Source organism: Ensifer sp. Root31 (genome assembly GCF_001424825.1).
In the GTDB taxonomy this organism is placed as follows: Bacteria; Pseudomonadota; Alphaproteobacteria; order Rhizobiales; family Rhizobiaceae; genus Ensifer; species Ensifer canadensis.
Map to the genome: position 1 here is coordinate 1 of NZ_LMCO01000026.1, position 25,461 is coordinate 25,461.

Genomic DNA, 25,461 nt, shown 5'->3' on the forward strand with positions numbered 1-25,461 from the left:
GTAAGCCGAAAGGCCGGAAGCGTGACTGTCCCTCGATCATCACCTGCATCTCAATGGTCCGTTCTCTCCTGGGACGCGGCTGCTTTCATGCCACCTCCTTTCCACCTGTATCGGCTGGGGGCGATGGTTCTTCCAGAGACAATGCGGTACAGTTACGCCAAACTGTCCTGTGCGAAGGTCCAATACAGATGGCGTTTCAACAAACGGAGATCGGTGGCGAAACCTTGCTCGACGGGGTCATGGGCACGATCCGGCAGCGCATTGCCAGCCGGTCGTTGACGCCGGGCGCCAAGCTTCCGTCCATTCGGGCGCTTGCGACAACGATGCGGGTTTCCAAATCGACGGTTGTCGAGGCTTACGAGCGTCTGGCGGCCGAAGGCGTGATCCGGTCGCGGCCCGGCTCCGGCTTTTTCGTGTCTGCCCCCCTGGCGCCGTTGTCGCTCACGGAAGTCGGACCGCGGCTCGACCGCGCAGTCGACCCTCTCTGGGTTTCGCGTCAGGCGCTTGAAACGGACGCCCACGTTCTGAAGCCCGGTTGCGGCTGGTTGCCGGCGTCCTGGATGCCGGAGGCAGCGCTCAGGCGGGCGCTGCGCTCGCTCGCGCGCACGGATGCCGCGAGCCTGACGGATTACGGCACGCCGCTCGGCTTGCGACCGCTGCGGCAGTTGCTGTCGCGAAGGCTGGCCGAGCATGGTGTCGAGGCATCGCCCGATCAGATCATCCTGACCGAGTCAGGCACCCAGGCGATCGATCTTCTCTGTCGGTTCCTGCTCGAACCGGGCGATACCGTCATCGTCGACGATCCATGCTACTTCAATTTCCAGGCGCTGTTGCGGGCGCATCGCGTCAATGTCGTCAGCGTGCCCTATACGCCTGTTGGTCCCGATCTCGATCGCTTCGCCGAGGCGCTGGAGGCCTACCGTCCTCGCCTCTACATCACCAATTCCGCCGTGCACAATCCGACCGGCGCCACGCTTTCTCCCGTGATTGCCCACCGCCTGTTGCGACTTGTCGAGCAGGCAGGGTTGACTGTTGTCGAGGACGACATCTTCGCCGATTTCGAGCATGTGCCGGCGTCACGGCTTGCCGCCTTCGATGGGCTCGACCGTGTGGTGCAGATCGGCAGCTTTTCCAAGACGCTCTCCGCCTCGGTGCGCTGCGGCTATATCGCCGCCCCCCGAGGCTGGATCGAGGGGCTGACCGATCTCAAGATCGCGACCACTTTCGGCGGCCCGAGCCTTGCAGCCGAACTGGTGCTGACCCTTTTGCGCGATGGCAGCTACCGAAAGCACATGGAGGCGCTGCGGCTGCGGCTGACGCGGACGATGACCGAGACGGTAGCGCGCCTGGCCACGGTCGGGATCACGCCCTGGATCGAGCCGCAGGCCGGCATGTTCCTCTGGTGTCGGCTCCCGGAAGGTCTTGATGCCTCGGAGCTGGCCCAGAAGGCGCTGGCTCACGATATTGTCCTCGCCCCCGGCAATGCTTTCAGCCATTCGGGTTCGGCGGCAGGATTTCTGCGCTTCAACGTCGCCCAATCGATTGATGAGCGGCTCTATCGCGTGCTGGCTGAGATTGCTCGATAACCACTCATATCCATAGCGGCCGATTTGAGCGAGCCGCGAGACGGTGCTTGTTCTTCGAGCAGCCTTTTTGACGCGGGTTGTTGTCGATCCGGCAAGGCGGCCGCAGCTGTGTCGCCTCAATTCGCCGGTGTTTACGGCACTCCGCCGGGCCTGTGCCTCAAACCGCGGCGTTCGATGCCTATTTTGTGTGCAATTCGCTTCATCCTTAATCTCGACACGTCTTTCGATCCATCGCGGGGAATGTTGCCGGCATTGATTTTTCGATCTTTGGCGGCGCAAACGCGAACTGGCACGATTAATGCTTTCGTGTGAGCACCGGTTGTTGGGCAGCTGAATTGGACTGCCGGACCGCTTCGGAACTTAGCCAGATCATGGCGCCATGTGAGAGAACGCAATGACAAAGTATAAGCTCGAGTACATTTGGCTCGATGGGTACACACCGGCCCCGAACCTCCGCGGAAAAACCTTGATCAAGGAATTCGATGCATTCCCGAAGCTGGATGAGCTTCCTTTCTGGGGCTTCGACGGAAGCTCGACGATGCAGGCGGAAGGCAAGAGCTCGGACTGTGTCCTGAAGCCTGTCGCCGTTTATCCCGACAGCGAACGTAAGAACGGCGTTCTCGTGCTCTGCGAAGTCATGATGCCCGATGGCAAGACGCCGCATCCGTCCAACACCCGCGCAACCGTCATGGAAGACGATAGCGCCTGGTTCGGCTTCGAGCAGGAATACTTCTTCTACAAGAACGGCCGTCCGCTCGGCTTCCCGGAAACCGGCTTCCCGGCACCGCAGGGCCCGTACTACACCGGTGTCGGCTACAGCAATGTCGGCGATATCGCCCGCCAGATCGTCGAAGAACATCTCGACATCTGCCTGGCGGCCGGCATCAACCACGAAGGCATCAATGCCGAAGTGGCTAAGGGCCAATGGGAGTTCCAGGTCTTCGGCAAGGGTTCCAAGAAGGCCGCCGACGAAATCTGGCTGGCGCGCTACCTGCTGCAGCGCCTGACTGAAAAGTACGGCATCGATATCGAGTATCACTGCAAGCCGCTCGGCGACACCGACTGGAACGGCTCGGGCATGCATGCCAACTTCTCGACCGCCTTCATGCGCGACGTCGGTGGCAAGGACTACTTCGAAAACCTGATGTCGGCTTTCGAGGACGCCCGCGCGGATCACATCGCCGTCTACGGACCCGACAACCATATGCGCCTGACCGGCAAGCACGAGACGCAGTCGATCCACCAGTTCAGCTACGGCGTGGCTGACCGCGGCGCTTCGATCCGCGTCCCGCACAGCTTCGTCAACAACGACTACCGCGGCTACCTCGAAGATCGCCGCCCGAACTCGCAAGGCGACCCCTACCAGATCGCTTCGCAGATCCTGAAGACGATCTCGACGGTTCCGACCGATGTCGAAAACCAGATGAAGGCGGCCTGAGCATGTGTCATGGCGTGCTGTAGCGGCACGCCATGCACGCTCTGTCTCCAAGCATATGCAATCGCTAACGGTTGCAAAGACAAAACGCCCCGCTTTCGAGCGGGGCGTTTTGTCTTTTGCTGTCCTGGGAGGATAGCTTCGGGGAGGGTGGGTGCCGGCGGCAATGCCGGCGGCGGCGCCGCGGTTCAGGCGGTGCGAACGAAGTGGTCCGTATCCACTTCGACGATGCGGTCCTGCGTCATCGCGGATTTGCGCCGGATCTCTTCGACATCCTCCGGACGCAGCCGAACGCTCGGGTCGTCGAAGCGGATATCCGGGTCAGGCACGGCAGAGAGCAGCAGCTTGGTGTAGGGGTGAGCGGGGTTGTCGATCACCTTGCCGACATTGCCCCATTCGACGATCTGGCCGGCATACATGACGGCGATATCCTCGGCGACATAACGGGCGGTGGCGATGTCGTGGGTGATGTAGAGCAGACCGAGCTTCATCTGCTGCTTCATCTCGCTCAAGAGATTGAGCACGCCGAGGCGAACAGAGACGTCGAGCATCGACGTCGGCTCGTCGGCGACGATCACTTCCGGCTTGGCGGCAAGCGCGCGGGCGATATTGACGCGCTGGCGCTGGCCGCCGGAAAGCTCGTGCGGATATTTGGGCGCGACGAGGTCGGGGTCGAGTTTCACCTGTTGCAGCAGCGCACGAACCGTCGCGTCGATCTCGGAACGCTTGATATCCGGGCGGTGCAGCAGCAGCGGCCGCTTCAAATGATAGGCGATGGTATGAGCCGGGTTGAGCGAGGCGAACGGGTCCTGGAAGATCATCTGCACCGCGCGTCGGTAGAGGACCGTCTCGGCCGGGCTGGCGCCGTCGACCGGCTCGCCCCTGAAGAGGATCTTTCCCTCCGTCGGCATATATTCGCGCATCGCCATACGGGCGCAGGTGGTCTTGCCGCTGCCTGACTCGCCGACGAGGGCGAGTGCGCGGCCTGCATGCAGCGAAAACGAGATCGAGCGGGCCGCATGGACTGCGCCCGGACCGTGGCCGAATGTCTTGGTGACCCTGTCAAGCGCAAGGATCGGGGTTGGCTGGGCGGTCATAGCAGGACACCTCCATGGAGCGACGGGAAGGAGGTCCAAAGTTGTTTTGTGTAGTCGTGCTGCGGCGATCCGTAGATCGCCTCCGCCGTGTTCTGCTCGACGAGCTTGCCGGCGAGCATGATGCCGATCCGGTCGCAGAACTGCACCATCAGCCCGAGATCGTGGGTGATGAACAGAACGGCGAAGCCGAGGGTTCGCCGCAATTCGTTGATTCGCTGGAGGATTTCACGCTGGACGACGACGTCGAGCGCCGTCGTCGGTTCATCCATGACCACCAGCCTCGGATCGAGCGCCAGGCAAATGGCGATGACGATGCGCTGGCGCATGCCGCCGGAAAACTGATGCGGGTAGTCGCGCATGCGGTCGGGCGCGATATCGACGAGTTTCAGCATTTCGGCGGTGCGGTCGCGCGCCTGCGCACGGCTCATGCCCTTGTGGGTCTTCAGCACGTCATAGAATTGCTGTTCGATGCGCAGCACCGGATTGAGCGAGTTCATCGCGCTCTGAAACACCATGGCGACCTCGCGCCAGCGGAAATCACGCAGGCCCTTGTCATCAAGGTCGAGCACATTGCGACCGTTGAGCAGGATGGTGCTGTCACGCCGGATGAGCGCCGGCGGCTTGTGCAGGCGGCTGATGGCGAAGGCGATGGTGCTCTTGCCGCAACCGGATTCGCCGGCAAGGCCGAAGACTTCGCCGGGGGCGACGTCGAAGCTGACATTGTCGACGGCACGAAAGTCCTTTTCCTCGCCGATATAGTCGATCGTGAGGTTTTTGACGGATAGCAATGGTGCGGTCACAGGCGACCCTCCCCGGAGCGGATGAGCGCGGACCAGCGCCCGAGACGGTTGCCGGTCCGCAGCCGCGGATTGGCGATTTCGTCGACGGCGAAATTCAGAAGCGACAGGCCGATGCCGAGAAAGGCAAGCGCGAAGCAGGGGGTGAGAATGTCCCACCAGGCACCGACCGAAAGCGCCGAGGCCTTCTGCGCGGCATAGAGCATGGTGCCCCAGGAGACGACCTTAGGGTCGCCGAGGCCGAGAAACTCTAGCGTCGCCTGGGTGATGATCGCGAAGATGACGCTGCCGATGAAGTTGATGCCGACGATCGAGATCAGGTTGGGGAAGATCTCGAAGGTCATGATGCGCCAGCGTGGCTCACCCATCATCTCCGCCGATTTGACGTAGTCCTTTTGCTTGACGGAAAGCGTCTCGGCGCGGGTGACGCGCGCGCCCCAGGCCCAGGAGGTTCCGCCAAGGATCAGCGCGATGACCCAGGGGCTGGCCTGACCGATGAAGGCGGCGAGCACCAGGAGCAGCGGCAGGTTGGGAACCACTAGCACCATGTTGGTGAAGAAGCTGATGACTTCGTCGACCTTGCCGCCGCGATAGCCGGCGAGAATGCCGAGCGCCGTGCCGACGATTGTGATGAGCAGGCCTGCGCCGAAGCCGACGGCAAGCGAGGTGCGGGCGCCATAGATCAGCCGCGTGAACACATCCTGGCCGATGCGGGTGGTGCCGAGCCAGTGGGCAAGCGACGGCGCCTGATGCGGCCGTCCGACGCGGGCGCCTGGATCGTAGGGGGTGAGCAGTGGTGCGGCGATCGCCACGAGAAGGATGAAGGCGATGATGGCGACGCCGACCAGAGCCTTGCGATTGCGGATCAATCCGAAGGGGTTGGTCTTCATCTCACGCCTTCTTCAGTCGGGGGTCGAGCAGCACATAGCTGACGTCGACGATGAAATTGGCAACCAGCATGGTCGCGGTCATGATCAGCAGCTGCCCCTGGATGACAGGGTAGTCGCGGGCAAGGATCGCCTGGTAGAGGATGTTGCCAAGGCCTGGATAGTTGAACACGACTTCGGTCACCAGCGAGCCGCCGAGGATCGTGCCGATGGCGATGGCAAGGCTCGACACGGTCGGCAGCAGCGCATTGCGCGCCGCGTACCAGAGCATCACATGGCCGTCCGACAGGCCCTTGGCGCGGGCCATGACGATATAATCCTCGCCGAGCAGGTTGATCATGTTGTTGCGCATGGTGACGGCGAAACCGCCGGTCAAGACCGTGCAGAGCGTCAGCATCGGCAAAATGCCGTGATAAAGCACGCTACCGAGATATTGCAGCGTAAAGGCCGGGTCGAGTGCCGGGTCGGCGGCGTAGCCCGTCGGGAACCAATTCAACGTGAAGCCGAAGAAGAAGACGACGATCAGCGACGTAACGACGGCCGGAACCGAGGTCGCGAAGATCGCACCGACCGAAACGATGACATCGAAAAGGCTGCCGCGGCGCCAGGCGGCGAGAATGCCGAGGAAGGTTCCCAGCGTGAAGCTGATGATGGTCGCCGTGCCCATCAGGCCGACCGTCCACACCAGCGCGTTGCCGAGAACCGTCGTCACCGGAAGCGGGAAATATTTGATCGAGCGGCCGAGGTCGCCGCTGAAGATGCTGCCGAGATAGGTCAGATATTGCTGCCAGAGCGGGCCATCGACGAAGCCGAAGGTGAGCTTCAGCGCCTGCAGACTTTCGGGTGGAAGCTCCGCCCCCGCGCTCGAAAACATGATCTGCACGGGATCGCCCGGCATCAGCCGCGGCAAAAAGAAGTTGATCGTCGCCGCCGCGACGAAGGCTGCCAGATAGAAGCATAGGCGGCGAAGCAGGAAAGCCATGGGGACTCCATCGACTGCGCCCTGGCCCTGTTACCGGCAGGAAAGGCGGCAGAAACGCTTTGAAATGGCGCAAGCCTTTAATCGCGGAGCTATTGTGCTCCCGAGGCCGGCGCGAAAGCGGGAGCGGCCCGGTGATGAGCCACTCCCGCCAGTCCTGGGGGTGTTTAGTTGACCGGTTCGAGTGCCAGCAAATGCAGCAGGCGCGCCGGGTTGGTCCGCGAGATCGACGGATTGACGAACGGGGTCTCGGCCGTCACCCAGCCTTTGAAGCGCTTGGTGTTGTACTGGTACCAGTTTGGATTGTTGAAGACCGGCATGATCGGCAGGTTCTCGGCGACGATGCGCTGAGCCTTGTTCATGGCTTCCTTCTGCTTGGCGAGGTCAGCCGTGTGGGTGAACTCGGTCAAAAGCTTCTCGACATCGTCATTGAACCAACGCTGCGCGGTAAAGCGCGTCTTGCCCTTGTCCGAAGCGCTGAAGGCGCGCTTGTAGGGATAATAGGGCGAGGCCGAGGCCGGCAGACTGTTGATCGCCGCGTCGAAGGTGCCGTTGATGAGGTTGCCGGTCCATACGGCTTCCTCCGGCGTTTCGATCTTGGCGTCGAGGCCGACGGCCTGCAGGCCCTCGACGGCGATCGTGACCGTGTCGATCCAGTCAGTCCAGGCGCTCGGAACGATGATCGAGAAGGCGATCTTGCTGCCATCCGGATTGTCGCGGAAACCGTCACCGTCCTTGTCGACATAGCCGGCCTCGTCGAGCAGGGCCTTGGCGGCATCGGCGTCGTATTTGCCGTAGGTGCCGAAATCGGTCGCGACCGACGGATCCGCCCAGCTCTTATAGAGTTCGCCCATGCCGGCAGGGTCTTCGTTGAGTGTCGGATAACCGTAGCCGGCGACGTCGACCATGGTGCCGCGATCAAGCGCCATGCTGGCCGCACGACGGAACTTCACGTCGTTGAAGGCCTTGCGGTTGTTCTCGTTGGCGGTTTCCTGGTTGAAGAGGAACGCCACCATGCTGCTCGGCGAATACCAGAAATGGTAGTGCTCCGGGTCCTTGGCGACGTAGACGTTCTCTATATCCGGGATGAAGGAAACGCCCCAGTCGAGCGTGCCCGACGCGGTCGCGGTCAGAATCTGGTTGTTGTCGGCAAGCTGCGGGAAGCGCATGCAATCGACTTTGAGCGCGGCGTCCCAATAGTGCGGGTTGCGGCACTGGTCGTAGGTCTGGCCGGTGAAGCGCGGGATCTCCGTCATCGGGCCGCTGCCAACAGGTGTTTCGTTGGCGAAGGTCACCGGTTCGGCGATGTCCTTCCAGACATGCTCCGGCACGATCGGCAGCTGGGCAAGCTGTTCGGCAGCAAGCGAGCTTGGATTGGCGAGCGTGAAGCGAACGGTCTGGCCGTCGACGGCTTCGACGCCGGTGATGAAGGTCCAGATGCTGACGAAGTCGAGCGCCGGGAACTTCTTCAGGTAGTCGTAGGTGAACTTGACGTCAGCAGCCGTCAGCGGCTTGCCATCAGACCATTTCAGGTTTGGGCGCAGCTTGAACTCGATGCTCTTCAGATCGTCGGCAAGCTTGAAGCTTTCGGCGAGGCGGAAGACCGGCTTGTTGTCATCGAAGCGATTGAAGACGACCAGCGGCTCGTAGATGAAGTCGAGCGTGCTTTGGCGCGCCGACGTCTGGTTGAACGGGTTGAAGTTGCGAACCCAGGTCGTGGCCGGCTCGATATTGACCGTCAGGATCGACTGCGCCACGGCCGGTGCAGCGAAAAGGGTCAGCGCGGTCGCTGCCCAGAGAATGGATTTTTTCATGGTTTCTCCCCTCTTGATTGGTGAGTGGCGTCTCGTCAGGCGACGAGAACGCTCTTGAACATCTCTTCGACTTCGGCGTGCGCCGCGCGAATGTCGACCTTGAGCTTGCCGAGCCGGCTCTGGCCGGCGGCGATACGCTTCTGGGCTGCCTCTGTCAGCGGACGGGCGGCCTTGGCGGCAGCCTCGCTCTCGGCCAGATCGCCGTGGCTGTGAAGTGCGACGTCGGAGCCGGCGTCGAGCACCTGCTTCACACGCTCGGGCAAGGTGCCGCGCAGTGATTCCATGAAGATGCAATCGGACACCAGCACGCCCTCATAGCCCATGTCGTTGCGGATCACTTCATGCATCGTCGGCGAGATCGAGGCCGGCAGCTCGCTGTCATAGGCGGAGTAGACGACGTGCGCGACCATCGCCCAGGGCGTGTCCTTGAGGGCAACGAAGGGCTTGAAGTCGGTTGTGACAAGCGTTTCGCGCGATGCGTCGACAACGGGCCGTTCCTTGTGGGAATCACGTGTCGCGCGGCCATGCCCAGGGATGTGCTTCATGACAGGCATGTTGCCGGTCTCAAGCAGGCCATCGACCACCTCGCGGCCGAGGGCGGCGATGAAGTCCGGATCCGAACCGAAGGAGCGCGCACCGATGACGGCGCTGGTCGTTTCGAAGACGAGATCGAGGACCGGCGAGCAGCCGCTGGTGAGGCCGAGTTCGCTCATCATCGTGCCCATTGCCTGGGACGACAGGCGAAGCGCCTTTTTGCCGAGCGCAAGGTCATGGCGCGCCAGTTCGGCAAACTGGCCGAAGCTGCGGAAAAGCGGCCAGGGACCGGCGTCGAGATGCTGGACGCGACCGCCCTCCTGGTCAGTGAAGACAGGTGCGTCGTCGCGCCCAACGGCCTCGCGGAAGCGCTCGATCAGGATCTTGACCTGGCCGGGCTCGCGCAGATTGCGTCGGCCGACGAAGAGGCCGAGCGGGTTGGTTTCGCGAAACAGGGCGAACTCGTCGTCCGAGAGTGTTGGGTTTGGTAGGCCGACGAAGAGGGCGAGCGGTGTCGATGCCATTGGAGAGCTCCGATGTTCAGATGATTATTTGGATGGATTACGAAGCATGCCTTCGTAGATGCCTTTGTCGGCGGCGGGGATGGCAACGGCGCCGATGGTCTTGGCGTAGAAATCGACCGGGCCGGCATCGCCGATAAAGGCATAGGCATGGCCGAGCGTCTTCATGGTCTCGAGCGATGCGGTCAACAGATCAACGCCGATACCGCGCCCTCGGCTCTCGCCGGCGACCCCGGTCGGGCCGAAGAAACCGCGCGCCGTCGTGTCGTAGCAGGCAAAGCCGAGCAGCTTACCACCTTCCACCGCGATCAGGCAGGCGATCGGCTGGCGGGAGAAGGCGACCGAAACCTCGCTCGCCCAATTCTCACTGAAGTTCTGCCTTACCCAGTCGACGACGACGTGCATTTCGGGCGGCAGCGCCGGGCGAATACGAATGCCGGTCGTGTCGGTTTTCCGCTTGAGATTGGCGAGCGTCGGCGAATACAAGCTCACAAGCAAGTCCGGCACCCCTAGTCCTCCGTATATTCCCTTATTAAGGAATTGATCCCTTTGTAATGCAATATGTGTCCTCATCTCCGGCGGGTTGTCAACCGGCAATCGTGGCGATGGGGTGGGAGGGTTGACGCTTCACCATGATGGCAGCGAGAACAGTCGGCTGCGCATAGTATTATCGCGCCACAGAGCCTTGGCTCCGGCGAACTCGTCGGCGGTCAAACGACGAATCATCGAGTTGCCTTCAAAAACCAATGGCTTCGAGACTGAACATGCGCGCACTGCCAGCACATGCGCCAAGCTGTCGCCGCCGCTCTTCGTTCTCTTGTTGTTCTTTTCATATTGTAATTTACAAAAATACTAAGTTTGATTTTCGCTGTTTTTTTCAAGGAACCACTGCAATTCCCAGGGCAAATATCTCATTGAATTGACAGATGTTATTTTTATTCTTGATTACAAAAGTAGAGTTTGTTCCGCTTTATTTTCCGTCACGGATTGTTACTATGCTTTCGGTTCAACGAGCCCGGGAGCCAGGCGTGTCAGAGTTACCTCCACAGCACTTGACCGAGCAGGAGCCGCGATCTCGCCGGCGCCAGGAGCTTTTGACATTTCTTGTTCTTGCCTTTGGCATCTGGCCGCTGGTGGCCGTCGGCGTGGTCGGCGGTTACGGCTTCATCGTATGGATGCTGCAGATCGTTTACGGCCCTCCCGGCCCGCTTGGGCATTGAGGTGATCCATGGGGGCGATGACAACCAGACGAGGATTGTTCCTGGGCCGGCAGGCGGAGCGGAGGCGCGTCCTGCCGCCGGGCGTCACGCTTGAAAGCCTGACGGCATGCACCGGCTGCGGCCAATGTGTGGAAAAGTGTCCCACCCAAATCATCGTGCTGCTTGACGAACGTCCGTCGCTCGATTTTTCAGGCGGCGAATGCACGTTCTGCGGCGGTTGTGCACGGGCCTGTCCGGAGCAGGTATTCGCAGCGGAGGCCGTAACGCGGCTTGCCCATGTCGTTGCGATCGGCGACGGCTGCCTCGCGCGCAACAATGTCGCCTGCCAATCCTGTCGCGATGCCTGTCCGCAGCAGGCGATCCGATTTCGGCCGCGGACCGGCGGGCCGTTCCTGCCAGAGGTGGATGTCAACAGTTGCAGCGGATGCGGTGCCTGCATCGGCGTCTGTCCTGTCGGTGCAATCGGCATTGCGGATCGGGTTCAGGAGGGCGTCCATGCCTGATCCCTCCCGGCAATATCATATCTCAAGCGCCGTCGTCGTCGCTCTTCCGGCGATGAAGGATGCTGTCCTTGCCGCGCTGGCGCGCATGGCAAATGTCGAGGTTTACGGCCATGAGGGCGGCAAGATTGTCGTCGTCATCGAGGGAACGAGTACCGGCATGCTTGGCGAATGCCTGTCGACGATCTCCACGCTCGAGGGCGTGGTAGCGGCCAATATGGTTTTCGAACATGTCGAAACGGAAGGAGTGACGGACGATGACCACCGAACTGATGCGGCGTGATATCCTGAAGGCGCACGCGGCCGGCATCGCCGCCGCCACCGCCGGCATCGCACTGCCCGCCGCCGCTCAACCGGTGCCCGGCGGTATCAGCGCGCTCGAAATCAAGTGGTCGAAGGCGCCCTGTCGCTTCTGCGGCACCGGCTGCGGCGTCATGGTCGGCGTCAAGGAGGGGCAGGTCGTTGCCACCCATGGCGACATGCAGGCCGAGGTCAACCGCGGCCTCAACTGCATCAAGGGCTATTTCCTCTCCAAGATCATGTATGGCTCCGACCGGCTGAAGACGCCGATGCTGCGCAAGCTGAACGGCGCCTACAGCAAGGACGGCGAGTTCGAGGCGGTGAGCTGGGACGAAGCCTTCGACGTCATGGCCGAACAGTGCAAGAAGGTGCTGAAGGAAAAGGGGCCGACGGCGGTCGGCATGTTCGGATCCGGCCAGTGGACGATCTTCGAGGGCTATGCTGCGACGAAGCTGATGCGCGCCGGCTTCCGCTCCAACAACCTCGACCCCAATGCCCGCCATTGCATGGCCTCGGCGGCCTACGCCTTCATGCGAACCTTCGGCATGGACGAGCCGATGGGCTGCTATGACGACTTCGAGCATGCGGACGCCTTCGTGCTTTGGGGCTCGAACATGGCGGAGATGCATCCGATCCTGTGGACCAGGCTTGCTGATCGCCGCCTGGGCCAGTCGCATGTGAAGGTGGCCGTCCTGTCGACCTTCACCCACCGCAGCATGGACCTCGCCGACATTCCGATGGTGTTCAAGCCCGGCACCGACCTGGTGATCCTCAACTACATCGCCAATTACATCATCGAGAAGGGCCGGGTGAACGAGGACTTCGTTCGCAAACACACCACCTTCATGCGCGGCGTCACTGATATCGGCTATGGCCTGCGTCCGGACAATCCCATCGAAGTTAAGGCTGCCAATTCATCCGACCCCGGCAAGATGGAACCGATGGACTACGAGGCGTTCAAGGCGTTCGTCTCGGAATACACTCTGGAGAAGACCGCCGAGATGACCGGTGTTGACCCGGCGTTTCTGGAGGAACTCGCCGAACTCTACGCCGATCCGCAGCGCAAGGTGATGTCGTTGTGGACCATGGGGTTCAATCAGCATGTGCGGGGCGTCTGGGCCAACCAGATGGTCTACAACATTCACCTTCTGACCGGAAAGATCTCGGAGCCCGGCAACAGCCCGTTCTCGCTGACCGGCCAGCCGTCTGCCTGCGGCACCGCGCGCGAGGTCGGCACCTTCGCCCACCGTTTGCCTGCCGACATGACCGTGACCAATCCGGAGCACCGCAAGCACGCCGAGGAGATCTGGCGCGTTCCGCATGGGATCATCCCGGAAAAGCCCGGCTATCACGCTGTCGAGCAGGATCGCATGCTCAAGGATGGCAAGCTCAGCTTCTACTGGGTTCAGGTCAACAACAACGTCCAGGCCGCCCCCAATACCAGCAACGAAACCTACCAAGGCTATCGAAACCCGGAGAATTTCATCGTGGTCTCGGATGCCTATCCGACGATCACGGCCATGAGCGCCGACCTCATCCTGCCGGCGGCCATGTGGGTGGAAAAGGAAGGCGCCTACGGCAATGCCGAGCGGCGGACCCATGTCTGGCACCAGCTGGTGCAGGCGCCGGGCGAGGCGCGCTCGGATCTCTGGCAGATGGTCGAGTTCTCCAAACGCTTCATAACCGACGAAGTCTGGCCGGCCGAAATCCTCGCTGCCAACCCAGAGTTCAAGGGCAAGAGCCTGCATGACGTCCTGTTCCAGAACGGTGAGGTCAACCGCTTCCCCTTAAGCGAAGTCAGCGGCGACTACGCCAACAACGAGGCCGAAGCCTTCGGCTTCTACCTCCAGAAGGGCCTGTTCGAGGAATATGCCACCTTCGGTCGCGGCCATGGCCACGATCTCGCGCCATACGACCGATACCACGAGGAACGCGGTCTGCGTTGGCCGGTGGTCGACGGCAAGGAGACACGCTGGCGCTATCGCGAGGGCTACGACCCCTACGTCAAGGCCGGCGAGGGCGTGAAATTCTACGGCCGCCCGGACGGCAAGGCGGTCATTCTTGCGGTGCCCTACGAGCCGCCGGCGGAATCACCCGACGAGGAATTCGATCTCTGGCTGGTGACGGGTCGCGTGCTCGAACACTGGCATTCGGGTTCGATGACGATGCGTGTGCCGGAGCTCTATCGCGCCTTTCCGGGCGCCCGCTGCTTCATGAATGCGGATGACGCCCGCAAGCGCGGCATCAATCAGGGAGCGGAGGTGCGGATCATGTCGCGGCGCGGCGAGATCCGCTCACGCATCGACACGCGCGGACGCAATCGCATGCCGCCCGGCGTGATCTTCGTGCCGTGGTTCGATGCGAGCCAGTTGATCAACAAGGTGACACTCGACGCAACGGATCCCATCTCCAAACAGACGGATTTCAAAAAATGCGCAGTCAAGATCGTCTCAGTCGCTTGAAGCGACCAGAATGGGTGGTCGTTGCCATCGGCCTCGCCATGTTTGTCACGACGACGGCGATTGCCCAGGTCGTCCAGCAAATGGTGCCGCAGCTTGAAGGCCCGACACCACAGATGGAAACCGGGGCTGCCGCGAGCTTGCCGAAATGGGTGGTCGATGACAAACGCAAGATGCGCGCCTATCCGGATCAGCCGCCGATCATTCCGCACTCGATCGAGGGCTATCAGCTTTCGGTCAATACCAATCGCTGTCTCTCCTGCCACAAACGCGAGTTCACGCAGGATAGCGGCGCACCGATGATCAGCGTGACGCACTACATGACGCGCGACGGGCAGATGATCGCCGACGTTTCGCCGCGGCGCTACTTCTGCACGGCATGTCATGTGCCGCAGGCGGATGTTCGCCCATTGGTCGACAATGTCTTCAAGGACATGAGCGAACTCGGCGTCAAGCCGGCCGGAAGCGAGTGAGCCCATGCAGCGGATCCGGAGACTTATCCTGTGGGCGTGGCGGCTTGTCAGCACGCCGGCGGGCACGCTCAGCCTCGGCTTTCTGACGCTGGGCGGCTTCATCGGTGGCGTGATGTTCTGGGGCGCCTTCAATACGGCGCTGGAGATCACCAATACCGAGAAGTTCTGCACTTCCTGTCACGAGATGAAAGACAACGTCTATGAGGAACTGACGCGCACGATCCATTTTTCCAATCGTTCCGGCGTGCGCGCCTCCTGCCCGGATTGTCACGTTCCGCATCAGTGGACCGACAAGATCGCCCGCAAGATGCAGGCGTCGAAGGAGGTCTGGGGCAAGATCTTCGGCACCATCAACACCCGCCCCAAATTTCTGGAAAAACGGCTTGAACTGGCCCAGCACGAATGGGCGCGGCTGAAGGCCAACGACAGCCTGGAATGCCGCAACTGCCATTCCTCTGTTGCCATGGATCTGCAGAAGCAGACGGAGCGGGCCGCCACCATTCACACGCGCTACCTGCTATCGGGCAAGGCGACCTGCATCGATTGCCACAAGGGCATCGCGCACGAACTGCCGAACATGCAGGGTATCGATCCCGGCTGGAAGATGCCGAAGGAGCTGGAAGGCACAAGCACCTCGGGCATGACGCCGATCGACGATCTTCGCCGCGCGATGATGGAGCTTCACGCCAGCAATCTCTGATCGTCGCTTCCGGTAAATGCGCCGCGAAGTGGGTGACCCCTCAGGCGGTCGGCCTGGTGATGATAAAAAGGGCCGGGAGCAGCATCGCCCCGGCGACAACCGACGCAAGCGGCAGGCTCGGTTTGCTGACGATGCAGAAGAAGGCGAAGCTCGTAGCCATCAGCGAAATGGCTATGATCTTTGCCCGTGCCGGTATCGCACCTTTTTCCCGCCAGAGCCGCAAGGATGGACCGAAGGTCGGGTGTTCCAGCAGCCAGCGCTCAAGTCGCGGCGACGCGCGAGCGAACAGGCCGGCCGCCAGGAGAAGAAAGGGCGTGGTTGGCAAGATCGGCAAAAAGATGCCGGCGACGGCGAAACCGATCATCAGCCATCCAAGACCAAGACAGAGCAGCCGAAGAGGAAGGTTCATAGCTGGTCTCCAAGCCGGGTCAATCTTCGGAACATGTCGACATCGCCGCGGTATCATTCTCACCCGATACTCGGCCTTGCGGCCAGCGCCGAAGTGCTTCAGCTCCCATTTCGGTCAGCGCATAGATGCCGCGGTCGACCCGTTCGAACCAGCCATAGACATTGCCTTGCAGGATCTTGGCGGCATCGGGTGCGGCCTCACGCAGGTCGCGAGGACGTAGATTGCCATCCTGCAATGCCGCCGCGCAGGCGAGGGCCTGCTGGCGATAGGCGGTCATGATCGGCGCGCGCGTGCTGCCGCCGAGCGTCGGGTCGCCCTTGCGACGGCGGTGTTCCTTGATGAGACGCGCTCGCTTTTTCAGGTTCCTGCGCGGCATGGCGGCCGATGCCGCAACAATCACGTCGACCGTGCCGTTGTCGGCAACAGCGAGCATGCCGAACCCGAGCCGGCGGCAGAGATCGCGAAAGCGGCGGTCGCTCTCCCGCCCTTTGCCCTTGGCCGAGACACGCGCTGCGATCCAAACTTCGTCACCGGCATTGGCGCGATCCACTGCCTGCAGCACCAGTTCCAGATTGAACGTCAGCTTCAGCTCGCAGATAACGACGAGCGGCGGCTCGTCGTCGCTGAGCGCAAGGATATCGCAGCCCCCGACCTCACCTTTGACGGAGTATCCCGCCTCTTCGAGGAAGCGCTTGATCGGAAGATAAAGTGTTGTCTCCAAGCGGATGGGTTCCTGTCGAGATCGAAGGCGGTTCGTCTTGGCAAGTGCCGCCATGGTCGTTTGTTACGCGAGCCGGGGCAATTGTTCTGACATGCAGATAACCCCGATCCGGGGCTTTGTCATCCGGTTGTCCGGTCGCAGCTCGGTGGTGCGTTGTGCTTCGTCTTAACTTTATGGTGTGTTAATATTGCTGCGTGGGCGGCCTTCGCCGGAGGGCGCCCGGTATCCGAGGCTTTGACGACAGATGTTGCGAGTCCTCACCCTGTTGCTGTCGCTGATATCAGCATTCGTGTTTCCCGCCGCGTCCGCGCCAGAAACCGAGAAGGTTGTTTTGGTGCTGTCTTTGAAGGGGGCGATCGGTCCGGCATCGGCTGAATATATCAAACGCGGATTGCAGAAGGCCAATGATCGGCACCTGCCGCTTGTCGTTCTCCAAATGGATACGCCGGGTGGTCTCGATACCTCCATGCGCGAAATCATCCAGGCGATCCTGGCATCATCCGTTCCAGTCGCGAGCTTCGTTGCACCCAGCGGAGCACGTGCGGCAAGCGCTGGCACCTACATCCTCTATGCAAGCCATATCGCTGCCATGGCGCCGGGAACCAATCTCGGGGCGGCAACGCCGATCGCTATCGGCGGAGACATGTTCGGCGGCCAGAAGGACGAGCGTCCCGGCGAGAACGACAAAGATACTGCTGCCCAATCTCGGCCAACCCAGACGACAATCGAGGCCAAGCTCATCAACGATGCCGTCGCCTATATCCGCGGACTGGCCGAGTTGCGCGGGCGCAATGCCGATTGGGCCGAACGGGCTGTGCGCGAGGCTGCGAGCCTGTCTGCGGCTGCTGCCGTTCAGGAGAAAGTCGTCGATTTCACTGCCGCTTCCATCGACGATCTGCTGAAGCAGGCGCAGGGGCGAATTGTCCGTGTCGGGCAGGCGGATATCACGCTTGAAACGACTGGGCTTGGCGTGGAGGCTTTTGTGCCCGACTGGCGCACGCGCCTGCTTGGGGTGATCACCGATCCGAACATCGCGATCATTCTGATGATGATCGGCATCTATGGACTGATCTTCGAGTTCCTGACCCCCGGATCGGTCGTGCCTGGCACCGTCGGCGGGATCTGCCTGCTGCTCGGTCTCTACGCACTGGCCGTTTTGCCGGTGAGCTATGCCGGTCTCGGTTTGATCCTGCTCGGCGTCGGCCTGATGGTTGCGGAGGCGCATTCGCCTTCTTTCGGTGTACTCGGTGCCGGCGGCGCCCTGGCGCTGGTTCTCGGCGCTGCGATCCTTTTCGATACCGACACTCCGGGGCTGCAGGTCTCATGGGCTATGCTTGCCGGCGTCGGCATTGCCAGCCTCGGTTTCAGCCTGCTCGTCGCCCGTCTCGCCTTCAGCGCGCGGCGCCATGCGGTGGTGACCGGCGGCGAGCAGATGATCGGGCTGGCGGGCAAGGTCGATAGCTGGGCCGGCGCCAGCGGCTATGTGATCGCCCACGGCGAACGGTGGCAGGCTGTCAGCAGCCAGACGCTGGATGCGGGAGAAAATGTGAAGGTTGTCGGCCGCAACGGGCTGACGCTCGAGGTCGCGCGCGACGAGGCAAAAGCCTGACGCATGCGGTAGAAGGAGTAAAGATCATGGACATACTTGGGAGCCTCGCTCCCTATCTCGCGATCCTGTTGTTCCTCCTGATCGTCATTGCCTATGCGATCAGGATCCTGCGCGAATATGAGCGCGGCGTCATCTTCACACTCGGTCGCTTCACGGGCGTCAAGGGTCCGGGGCTGATCCTGCTTCTTCCCTATGTCCAGCAGATGGTGCGGGTCGATCTTAGAACCCGCGTGCTCGATGTTCCAAGCCAGGACGTCATCTCGCACGACAACGTGTCGGTCCGCGTCAGCGCGGTCATCTACTTCAGGGTGATAGATGCCGAAAAGTCGACGATCCAGGTCGAGGATTTCATGATGGCGACGAGCCAGCTCGCCCAGACGACATTGCGCTCAGTACTCGGCAAACACGACCTCGATGAGATGCTGGCAGAACGCGACCGCCTGAACGAAGACATCCAGAAGATCCTCGACAGCCAGACCGATGCCTGGGGCATCAAGGTTGCCACGGTCGAGATCAAACATGTCGACATCAACGAAAGCATGGTCCGCGCCATTGCCCGCCAGGCAGAGGCCGAACGGGAACGTCGTGCCAAGGTCATCAACGCCGAAGGCGAGCAGCAGGCGGCGGCCAAGCTGCTCGAGGCCGCCGAGATCCTCGCCCGGCAGCCCGAAGCCATGCAGTTGCGCTATTTGAGCACCTTGAACGTGATCGCCGGCGAAAAGAACTCGACGATCGTGTTTCCGTTCCCGATGGAGCTCGTCAACCTGCTGTCGGCCAAGGTCGATAAGTCGACGAGCTGATCACGTTTGGGGTCTCGATGTTTCAGGCTGCCTTGCGTTCGAGTTGTGCGACCTTGAGCAGGTCGTCGATAGCACCGGGCGCTGCGACCAGAACAGCGCTTCCCCGGGTCAGGGCTTCGCCCTGTGTCGGGAAGGGCAGCGACCAGCCGCCTGCCTCGTTGACGAGGCAATAACCGGCCAGGCAATCCCAGGCATGCATGTAGGGTTCGTAGTAGCCGACGAGCCGACCGGCGGCCACATAGGCGATCATCAGCGCGCCCGAACCGTTGCGCATGAAGTTGCCGCCGGCGGCAAGAAGGCGCTCGACGATCCCCGCGACTTCGGCCGGCGTCACGTGATTGTTGGCGCCAAGTCCTGTCACGGCATCGCGGATCGTCCGTGTCGCATCGAGGCGCAGGGTCTTGCCGTTCAGTGTCGCGCCCAGTCCGGAAGCAGCCGCATAGAGCTCGTCGTGACACGGCGACTGGATCACGCCGATCACGGGTTTGTCGGCATAAAGCACGGCGATCGAGATGCACCAGTTGGGCATGCCGTTGACAAAGGGCGTCGTTCCATCGATCGGATCGATCACCCAGGTGAAGCCCGAAGTGCCACTGACAAGGCCGTGTTCTTCGCCGAGCACACCGTCGTCCGGGAACGAGGCGCTGATGCGATCGCGGATCAGCGTCTCGACGTTCCGGTCGGCGATTGAAACAACGTCATGGGCGTCGGCCTTGGTTTCGATGACCAGAGTCTCGCGCTGCAGGAAGTAGTCATGGGCAAGCCGTCCGGCTTCCTCGGCAATGGTCTTGGTGAGCGCGAAGCGAGCTTCAAGGCCCGCGATTGGCGAAGTCATGCAATAGTCCTTCCTGTGTCGATCTCAAGACATCATACGCTACAGAGGCGCGCGTCAGTTGGGCGCGCAAAAGATGCTGTAACGCTCTAAATTTGCTGCATAATGTTCCCGGGTTTAAGGAGTTATGCAGTAATCAAAGCAAGGCCGCGGTTGCGGAAGCCGATGGCGACTTCGGTCGAGGGAGATAACATCTCCTCGATCGCATCATCAACCACGAATAGCAATCCATTCTGTGTTTCAACTTCATACTCGATGTGGCCGCCGAGATAGGCGGCGGTACTGATCGTACCGGGCAGTGCTGCACCAGTCGCCGGCGTCAGCGTCACGGCATTGGGGCGCACGGCAAGCTTCGATGGGCCGGGCCGAGCATCGCGCGATGGCAGCCTGTGTTCGAGGCCGCCGACACGGATGGTGGCAAGGCCGGCGTCGGATGCGGTGATCTCGCAAGGCAGCACATTGGCCTCGCCCATGAAGTCGGCGATGAAGGCCGATGCCGGCGCCTCGTAGAGTTCGCGCGGCGCCCCCTCCTGGGCGATCTCGCCATCCTTCATGACGATGATCCTATCGGAGACGGCAAGCGCCTCGTCCTGGTCGTGCGTGACGTAGACGGCGGTAAAGCCGAGCCGTTGTTGCAGCTCGCGGATTTCGGTGCGGACGCGCCGGCGCAGCCGCGCGTCAAGGTTGGAAAGCGGTTCGTCGAGCAGCAGCACCTGCGGCTCGAGCACCAGCGCGCGGGCGACGGCGACGCGCTGCTGCTGCCCACCGGACAATTCGGCCGGCAGCCGCTGGCCAAGGCCGCCGAGGCCGACGAGCTTCAGGCCTTCCTCGGCCCGATCGCGTGCCTCCTTCTTTTTCATGCCCGAGGATTCCAGGCCGTAGGCGACGTTGTCGAGCGAGGTCATATGCGGGAACAGCGCGTAGGACTGGAACACCATCGACACATCGCGCTCGTTGGCCGGTAGCATGGTGACGTCCTTGCCGCCAATCAGGATCCGGCCGGCGGATGGATGCTCCAGGCCGGCGAGCATGCGCAGCGTGGTGGTCTTGCCGCAGCCGGATGGCCCCAGCAGGGTGACGAGAGTGCCGGGTTCGATGGTCAGCGACAGATCGTGGATGGCGGTGAAGGCGCCGAACTGCTTGCGCACGTTCTGGAAGACGACCGAGCCGGTGCGTGGGGTGCTCATGCGGGGTTCTCCTGGGAAAGGGTCTTGGTGGCAGCGCGGGCCGGAGCCGCGCCGAAGACGCGGTTCTCCCGCCGAAGCTTGCGCTCGCCGACAAGCAGTTGCAGGCCGGTGATGACAGTGATCATCACCACGATGAGGGCCGACGAATAGGCGATCGCCACGCCGAACTCGCCGTTTTCGACGAGGCCGACGATATAGGACGTCGCCATGTTGTATTCGGCGCTGACGAGGAAGACGACGGCGCTGATCGACGTGATCGCCCGGACGAAGGAGTAGACGAGGGCGGCGACGATCGCCGGACGCAAGAGCGGCAGGATGACCTTGCGCAGCGTGCGGAAGCTGGTTGCCCGGAGCGTCAGCGATGCCTCGTCCAGGCTTTTGTCGAGCTGGCTCATCGCCGCGATGCCGCCGCGTACGCCCACCGGCATGTTGCGGAAGACGAAGCAGGCAACGAGGATCAGTGCCGTGCCGGTCATTTCGAGTGGCGGCAGGTTGAAGGCGATGATGTAGCTGATGCCGATGACCGTGCCGGGAATGGCAAAGCTCAACATCAAGGCGAATTCGAACACATCCCGCCCGGCAAATCGCTGCCGGACGATCAGGTAGGCGGTCAACAGCCCGACGAGGGCCGTCAGTGGCGCTGAGATCAGCGCGATTTCCATCGTCGTCCAGAATGAATTCCAGGCGACGCCGGTCCAGGCGATGACGCCGTCGGTGACCGAGAACGAGAAGGCCTTGATATAGTGCTCAAACGTCAGCGAGTTATCGAGACCCCAGGTTTTCACGAAGCCGCCAAACAGGATCATGCCATAGACCACGACCGTGAAGATCATCCACGGGATCACCACGGCGTGGACGCCGATCGACAGCGAGCGGGGCAGAGCGATATGCGAGCCGGAATCGCCCTTGCCGGTGACGGTGGAATAGTTCTTGCCCGCCAGCCAATAGCGCTGGGCGAGGAACGCCGACAAAGTGAAGCACAAGAGGATGATCGCGAGCACGGCGGCGCGTGACGGGTCGTTCTGCGCGCCGACGACGGCAAAGAAGATTTCCGTCGAAAGCACACCATGGCTGCCGCCAAGCACGAGCGGATTACCGAAATCGGCCATGCTCTCGATAAAGCCGATCAGGAAGGCGTTGGCGAGGCCCGGCTTCATCAGCGGAAGCGAGACGTTCCAGAATGTCCGCCAGCGGTCGGCCCGCAACGTCTGCGATGCCTCTTCCATCGAAGGGCTGACGCCCTCGACGACGCCGATCAGTACCAGGAACGAGATCGGGGTGAAGGACAGCACCTGCGCGATCCAGATGCCGGTGAGGCCATAGAGCCAGCGCCCCGGCTCGATGCCAAAAGCATCGGACAGGAACTCGGTAATGACGCCGGCGCGACCGAAGAGCAGGGTCAGCGCCAGGCCGATGACGAAGGGCGGCGTGATGATCGGCAGCACCGTCAGCATGCGCATGCCCTTCTTGAAAGGGAAGCGGGTGCGGGTTGCGACGAGCGCGAAGGCAAGGCCGAGCAACGTCGAGCCGGAAGCGGTCATCAGCGCCAGCCACAGCGTGCGCCAGGCGACGCCGCAGCGCTCGCCCCCGGTGACGCAGCCAAGGCTCCAGATCGAGCCGTCCTGGATGTTGCGCAGGAAACCGTCAGGTTTGAACGAACCGTCGAAGTCCTGGACTGAAGCCGCAAACATGCTGCCGACGGGATAGAAGACGAAGACGACGACGAGGCAGACGAGCAGCGCGATGGAGGCGACGATGAAGGCATCGCCCTTCATGACGCCGCGCTCCGCCAGCCCAAATGCGAAGATGAGGATGAAGGCGAGGGAGGCGAGAACGGCGCCGGCGCCCATCGAGGGCTGTCCGTCGGCAAGCGGGCCGAACAGGGTTTCGCTGATCGTCCAGGTCCAACCGGTAAAGCCGATCGCCAGACCCTGGGCAGCGATGAAGAGAAGGCCGAGCGCGCCGGCTACCGCCAACACCAGGCCGCGGCGGGCCGGATCGCGGACGAACCGGGCAACTGCGCAGATGCCGAGCAGGACGAGCGCGACGACGAGCCATGAACGCCCGTGGGCAAAGATTTGCGCAAGGCCGGGTGCCACGGCAGCATCGGAGGGGAAGCCGGAAAGCCAGCCAAGCCCGAAGAAGCCTCCCTCGATGCGGTACCAGGGCACAGCCAAGAATGCGGCCAACCCGAGCCCGAGTGTGAGGTCGAGCCTACGGTTGCGATGTTCCATCACGGTCCTCGCGTCTCTTCAATATTGGAATGTCGATTTGTTGCAGGGCCGGCTTTCGGCCGCCGGAAACGCCTGCGGTCTTTCGAGATGTGATCGACCGGATCGTTCGATCCGGCCGATCGTAAACCGAATGGCGTCAGTTGGCGCTGGCGCCGACGTCGCGGTCCCAGCGCTCAAGCAGCGCCTTGCGCTTTTCGGAATCGCCGTAGGTGGCGAAGTCGTAGTCGATCAGCTTGATGTCCTCGAACTTGGGTGCTTCCTTCGGCACTTCCGCACTCTTGTTGGACGGCAGCTGGAAGGACTTGGCATCCTTCATGCGCGACTGAACGTCTGCCTTCAGCGCCCAGTCGTACCACGCCTTGGCATTGTCAAGGTTCTTGGCGCCGCGGATGATCGACATCGAACCGATCTCGTAGCCGGTGCCTTCGCAAGGGGCGATCGCCTTGATCGGGAAGCCTTCGGCTGCCTGGGCGACGGCATCATGCATGAAGACGATGCCGAGGCCGGCTTCGCCGCGGGCGGCCGACTTGACCGGCGCCGAGCCGGACTTGGTGTATTGCGCGACGTTGGCGTTGAGCTTCTTCAGGTAATCGAACGCCTCGTCTTCGCCCATGATCTGCACCAGCGATGCAAGCGCCGTATAGGCGGTGCCCGACGAGTTGGGGTTTGCCATCTGGATCTCGCCCTTCAGCGACGCGTCCAGCAGGTCGGCCCAGCATTTCGGCTCCTTGAAGCCCTTCTTCTGGAAGATCTCGGTGTTGTATCCCCAGCCGAGCGCGCCGGCATAGACGCCGACGGTGCGATAGCCGGAGCCTTCGGCCTGCTTCTTTGCCCAATCCTGGAGCTGATCGAGCATTGGCGACTTGTATTCGAGCGTCAGCCCGTCGGATGCGGCCTGCAGATGCGGGTCGCCGGTGCCTGCCCACCAGATATCGGTCTTGGGGTTGCGTGCCTCGGCACGAACCTTGGCATAGGTCTCGCCGGAAGACAGGCGAACCATGTTGACCTTGATCCCGCTTTCCTTCTCGAAATCGGCGGTCATCTGCTCGCAAATGACGACGTCCGCCGAGCAGATTAGATTAAGACTGCCTGCCGCCTGCGCCTCAGACGCCGCGAATGCTAGGCCGGTTGCGGCGAGCGCAACCGAAATGGATACAGCTTTCATAACTTCCTCCCAATGATGCGATGCCTCCACACCGCAGTAATGCAAGCGCGTGCAAGGTGTCACATGGATTGGAATGTTGTCAATCCGAGTCCAAACAAAAGCGGAAAGTTTAATCTGTTGGGTTTGATCGAGCTTGCACAGGTCTGCGATTTGTTGCAAGAAGTTTGCAAGGCCGTGCAAGATTGGTTCCCGATGAGCGACAAGATATTCGTCAGTGCCGAGGAAGTAGCAAGGAAGGCCGGCGTTTCCCGGTCCGCCGTTTCACGCGCGTTTACAGCGGGTGCAAGCATTGCGCCGGAGACACGCCGCAAGGTTATGGAAGCGGCCGAGGTGCTCGGCTATCACGTCAATCATCTGGCCCGCGGACTGATGCGCAACGAAAGCGGCATCGTCTGCCTCGTCGTTTCCGATATGGGCACGCCTTATCGTTCTGCGCTGATCAAGGCGCTGACGCAGCAACTGCAGAACGCCGGCAAGATCGCGATGCTCGTCAACACCGACCGCTCCGACGAACGTGTCGATATGGCGTTGCGGCAGGCGATCCGGTACCGGGCCGATGCCTCGATCGTGCTGTCCGGCATGCCGGACAAGTCGCTCGTCGACCTCTGTGTCAGGAATGGCCAGCGGTTGGTTCTGATCAATCGAAACGACGAGCATCAGGGACCGCTCCGGATAAACCTCGACGAGGACGACACGGCGCAGAGCGTTGTGACGGCGTTCCTGCGGGCTGGCTGTCGCCGTCTCGCCTTTGCCAATTCGGAGGCGGGAACGCCAAGCCTCATGGCGCGCGAAGTGGGCTTCGTTGCCGCCGCGCGGGAGCAGGGGCTCGATGTGACCGTCGAGCGCTTCGGCCCGACGGGTTACGAAAGCGGCAAGGTTCTCGCTCAGCGACTGATGACCCGCCGCGAGCGCCCGGATGCGGTCTTCTGCGTCACCGATCTCGTGGCTCTCGGCTTCATGGACGCGGCCCGACATCAGTTTTCGCTGTCGATCCCCGACGATCTCTGCGTCGTCGGCTTCGACGACATTCCGCAGGCGGCCTGGAACTCCTATGACCTGACGACATTTGCCCAGCCGATCGAGGAGATCGCGGCAGCGGCGGTCGCGTGGCTGATGAGTGATGATGTCGGGCAATCGCAGTCGCTGCGGCTCAACGCCCCCTTCGTCTGGCGCCGGTCCGTGCGCAGCGCCTGAGTAAGCAG

General features: G+C 61.9%; 24 protein-coding genes. 11 read left to right on the forward strand and 13 right to left on the reverse strand.

What is annotated here, in order from left to right; genetic code table 11:
- Window positions 1-188: 188 nt before the first annotated feature.
- Together ASD00_RS22560 and ASD00_RS22565 are read left to right on the forward strand one after the other, a co-directional pair.
- The gene (locus ASD00_RS22560) at window positions 189-1,586 is read left to right on the forward strand and encodes a PLP-dependent aminotransferase family protein (RefSeq protein WP_057208892.1); all 1,398 of its coding nucleotides are present in this window, start codon (window positions 189-191) and stop codon (window positions 1,584-1,586) included.
- Between the two features lie 394 nt (window positions 1,587-1,980).
- Window positions 1,981-3,024, forward strand: coding sequence for a glutamine synthetase beta-grasp domain-containing protein (locus tag ASD00_RS22565; protein WP_057208895.1), 1,044 nt, complete (start codon window positions 1,981-1,983; stop codon window positions 3,022-3,024).
- A gap of 185 nt (window positions 3,025-3,209) precedes the next feature.
- On the opposite strand, the gene ASD00_RS22570 is transcribed toward ASD00_RS22565, so the two are convergent.
- The 7 genes from ASD00_RS22570 to ASD00_RS22600 form a co-directional block, all read right to left on the reverse strand.
- Window positions 3,210-4,118, reverse strand: coding sequence for an ABC transporter ATP-binding protein (locus ASD00_RS22570; RefSeq protein WP_025428413.1), 909 nt, complete (start codon window positions 4,116-4,118; stop codon window positions 3,210-3,212).
- The gene (locus ASD00_RS22575) at window positions 4,115-4,918 is read right to left on the reverse strand and encodes an ABC transporter ATP-binding protein (RefSeq protein WP_057208897.1); all 804 of its coding nucleotides are present in this window, start codon (window positions 4,916-4,918) and stop codon (window positions 4,115-4,117) included. Before ASD00_RS22575 ends, ASD00_RS22570 begins: the two co-directional genes overlap by 4 nt.
- Entirely contained in the window at window positions 4,915-5,805 is an 891-nt protein-coding gene (locus ASD00_RS22580; protein WP_057208900.1) for an ABC transporter permease, read from the reverse strand. The genes ASD00_RS22575 and ASD00_RS22580 overlap by 4 nt, the downstream gene beginning before the upstream one ends.
- 1 nt (window position 5,806) lies before the next feature.
- Window positions 5,807-6,784: an ABC transporter permease gene (locus tag ASD00_RS22585; protein ID WP_025428416.1), complete on the reverse strand. Its 978-nt coding sequence runs from the start codon at window positions 6,782-6,784 to the stop codon at window positions 5,807-5,809.
- 164 nt (window positions 6,785-6,948) lie between these two features.
- On the reverse strand, window positions 6,949-8,595 hold the full coding sequence (locus ASD00_RS22590) for an ABC transporter substrate-binding protein (protein ID WP_057208902.1): 1,647 nt from the start codon (window positions 8,593-8,595) through the stop codon (window positions 6,949-6,951).
- Between the two features lie 35 nt (window positions 8,596-8,630).
- Window positions 8,631-9,653, reverse strand: a complete 1,023-nt coding sequence (locus ASD00_RS22595) for a glycoside hydrolase family 3 N-terminal domain-containing protein (RefSeq protein WP_057208905.1) — start codon at window positions 9,651-9,653, stop codon at window positions 8,631-8,633.
- A 24-nt stretch (window positions 9,654-9,677) separates the two neighbouring features.
- Entirely contained in the window at window positions 9,678-10,157 is a 480-nt protein-coding gene (locus tag ASD00_RS22600; RefSeq protein WP_057208907.1) for a GNAT family N-acetyltransferase, read from the reverse strand.
- A 521-nt stretch (window positions 10,158-10,678) separates the two neighbouring features.
- Between ASD00_RS22600 and napE the strand changes: the two genes are divergently transcribed.
- From napE to ASD00_RS22630, 6 genes are read left to right on the forward strand one after another with little or no spacing between them, the layout of a single operon-like run.
- Window positions 10,679-10,870, forward strand: coding sequence for a periplasmic nitrate reductase, NapE protein (gene napE, locus ASD00_RS22605; protein WP_025428420.1), 192 nt, complete (start codon window positions 10,679-10,681; stop codon window positions 10,868-10,870).
- A gap of 17 nt (window positions 10,871-10,887) precedes the next feature.
- Complete coding sequence (gene napF, locus ASD00_RS39105; protein ID WP_244494681.1) at window positions 10,888-11,373, forward strand: ferredoxin-type protein NapF; 486 nt, start codon at window positions 10,888-10,890, stop codon at window positions 11,371-11,373.
- Window positions 11,366-11,653, forward strand: coding sequence for a chaperone NapD (locus ASD00_RS22615; RefSeq protein ID WP_025428422.1), 288 nt, complete (start codon window positions 11,366-11,368; stop codon window positions 11,651-11,653). Before napF ends, ASD00_RS22615 begins: the two co-directional genes overlap by 8 nt.
- Complete coding sequence (napA, locus tag ASD00_RS22620) at window positions 11,628-14,132, forward strand: periplasmic nitrate reductase subunit alpha (protein WP_057208913.1); 2,505 nt, start codon at window positions 11,628-11,630, stop codon at window positions 14,130-14,132. Before ASD00_RS22615 ends, napA begins: the two co-directional genes overlap by 26 nt.
- Entirely contained in the window at window positions 14,102-14,602 is a 501-nt protein-coding gene (locus ASD00_RS22625) for a nitrate reductase cytochrome c-type subunit (RefSeq protein WP_057208915.1), read from the forward strand. The genes napA and ASD00_RS22625 overlap by 31 nt, the downstream gene beginning before the upstream one ends.
- Before the next feature lie 4 nt (window positions 14,603-14,606).
- Entirely contained in the window at window positions 14,607-15,302 is a 696-nt protein-coding gene (locus tag ASD00_RS22630; protein WP_025428425.1) for a NapC/NirT family cytochrome c, read from the forward strand.
- A 40-nt stretch (window positions 15,303-15,342) separates the two neighbouring features.
- Here ASD00_RS22630 and ASD00_RS22635 read toward each other — a convergent pair whose 3' ends face one another.
- Together ASD00_RS22635 and ASD00_RS22640 are read right to left on the reverse strand one after the other, a co-directional pair.
- Window positions 15,343-15,711, reverse strand: coding sequence for a YbaN family protein (locus ASD00_RS22635; protein WP_025428426.1), 369 nt, complete (start codon window positions 15,709-15,711; stop codon window positions 15,343-15,345).
- 19 nt (window positions 15,712-15,730) lie between these two features.
- A complete protein-coding gene (locus ASD00_RS22640) occupies window positions 15,731-16,432 on the reverse strand; it encodes a DUF2161 family putative PD-(D/E)XK-type phosphodiesterase (RefSeq protein ID WP_057208940.1) in 702 nt (233 codons plus the stop codon).
- A gap of 244 nt (window positions 16,433-16,676) precedes the next feature.
- Between ASD00_RS22640 and ASD00_RS22645 the strand changes: the two genes are divergently transcribed.
- Both ASD00_RS22645 and ASD00_RS22650 read left to right on the forward strand, forming a co-directional pair.
- Entirely contained in the window at window positions 16,677-18,041 is a 1,365-nt protein-coding gene (locus ASD00_RS22645; protein ID WP_025428428.1) for a nodulation protein NfeD, read from the forward strand.
- A 26-nt stretch (window positions 18,042-18,067) separates the two neighbouring features.
- The gene (locus ASD00_RS22650; protein WP_025428429.1) at window positions 18,068-18,841 is read left to right on the forward strand and encodes a slipin family protein; all 774 of its coding nucleotides are present in this window, start codon (window positions 18,068-18,070) and stop codon (window positions 18,839-18,841) included.
- A gap of 22 nt (window positions 18,842-18,863) precedes the next feature.
- Here the strand turns inward: ASD00_RS22650 and ASD00_RS22655 are convergent, their stop codons facing one another.
- The 4 genes from ASD00_RS22655 to ASD00_RS22670 form a co-directional block, all read right to left on the reverse strand.
- Window positions 18,864-19,676: an inositol monophosphatase family protein gene (locus ASD00_RS22655; RefSeq protein ID WP_025428430.1), complete on the reverse strand. Its 813-nt coding sequence runs from the start codon at window positions 19,674-19,676 to the stop codon at window positions 18,864-18,866.
- Between the two features lie 122 nt (window positions 19,677-19,798).
- Window positions 19,799-20,860 (reverse strand): ABC transporter ATP-binding protein, encoded by a 1,062-nt coding sequence (locus ASD00_RS22660; RefSeq protein WP_025428431.1) that lies wholly within the window; start codon window positions 20,858-20,860, stop codon window positions 19,799-19,801.
- On the reverse strand, window positions 20,857-23,094 hold the full coding sequence (locus ASD00_RS22665; RefSeq protein WP_057208918.1) for an iron ABC transporter permease: 2,238 nt from the start codon (window positions 23,092-23,094) through the stop codon (window positions 20,857-20,859). Before ASD00_RS22665 ends, ASD00_RS22660 begins: the two co-directional genes overlap by 4 nt.
- A gap of 136 nt (window positions 23,095-23,230) precedes the next feature.
- Window positions 23,231-24,259, reverse strand: a complete 1,029-nt coding sequence (locus ASD00_RS22670; RefSeq protein ID WP_025428433.1) for an ABC transporter substrate-binding protein — start codon at window positions 24,257-24,259, stop codon at window positions 23,231-23,233.
- A 192-nt stretch (window positions 24,260-24,451) separates the two neighbouring features.
- On the opposite strand from ASD00_RS22670, the gene ASD00_RS22675 reads away from it, so the two are divergent.
- Window positions 24,452-25,453 (forward strand): substrate-binding domain-containing protein, encoded by a 1,002-nt coding sequence (locus ASD00_RS22675; RefSeq protein WP_025428434.1) that lies wholly within the window; start codon window positions 24,452-24,454, stop codon window positions 25,451-25,453.
- Window positions 25,454-25,461 lie beyond the last annotated feature (8 nt).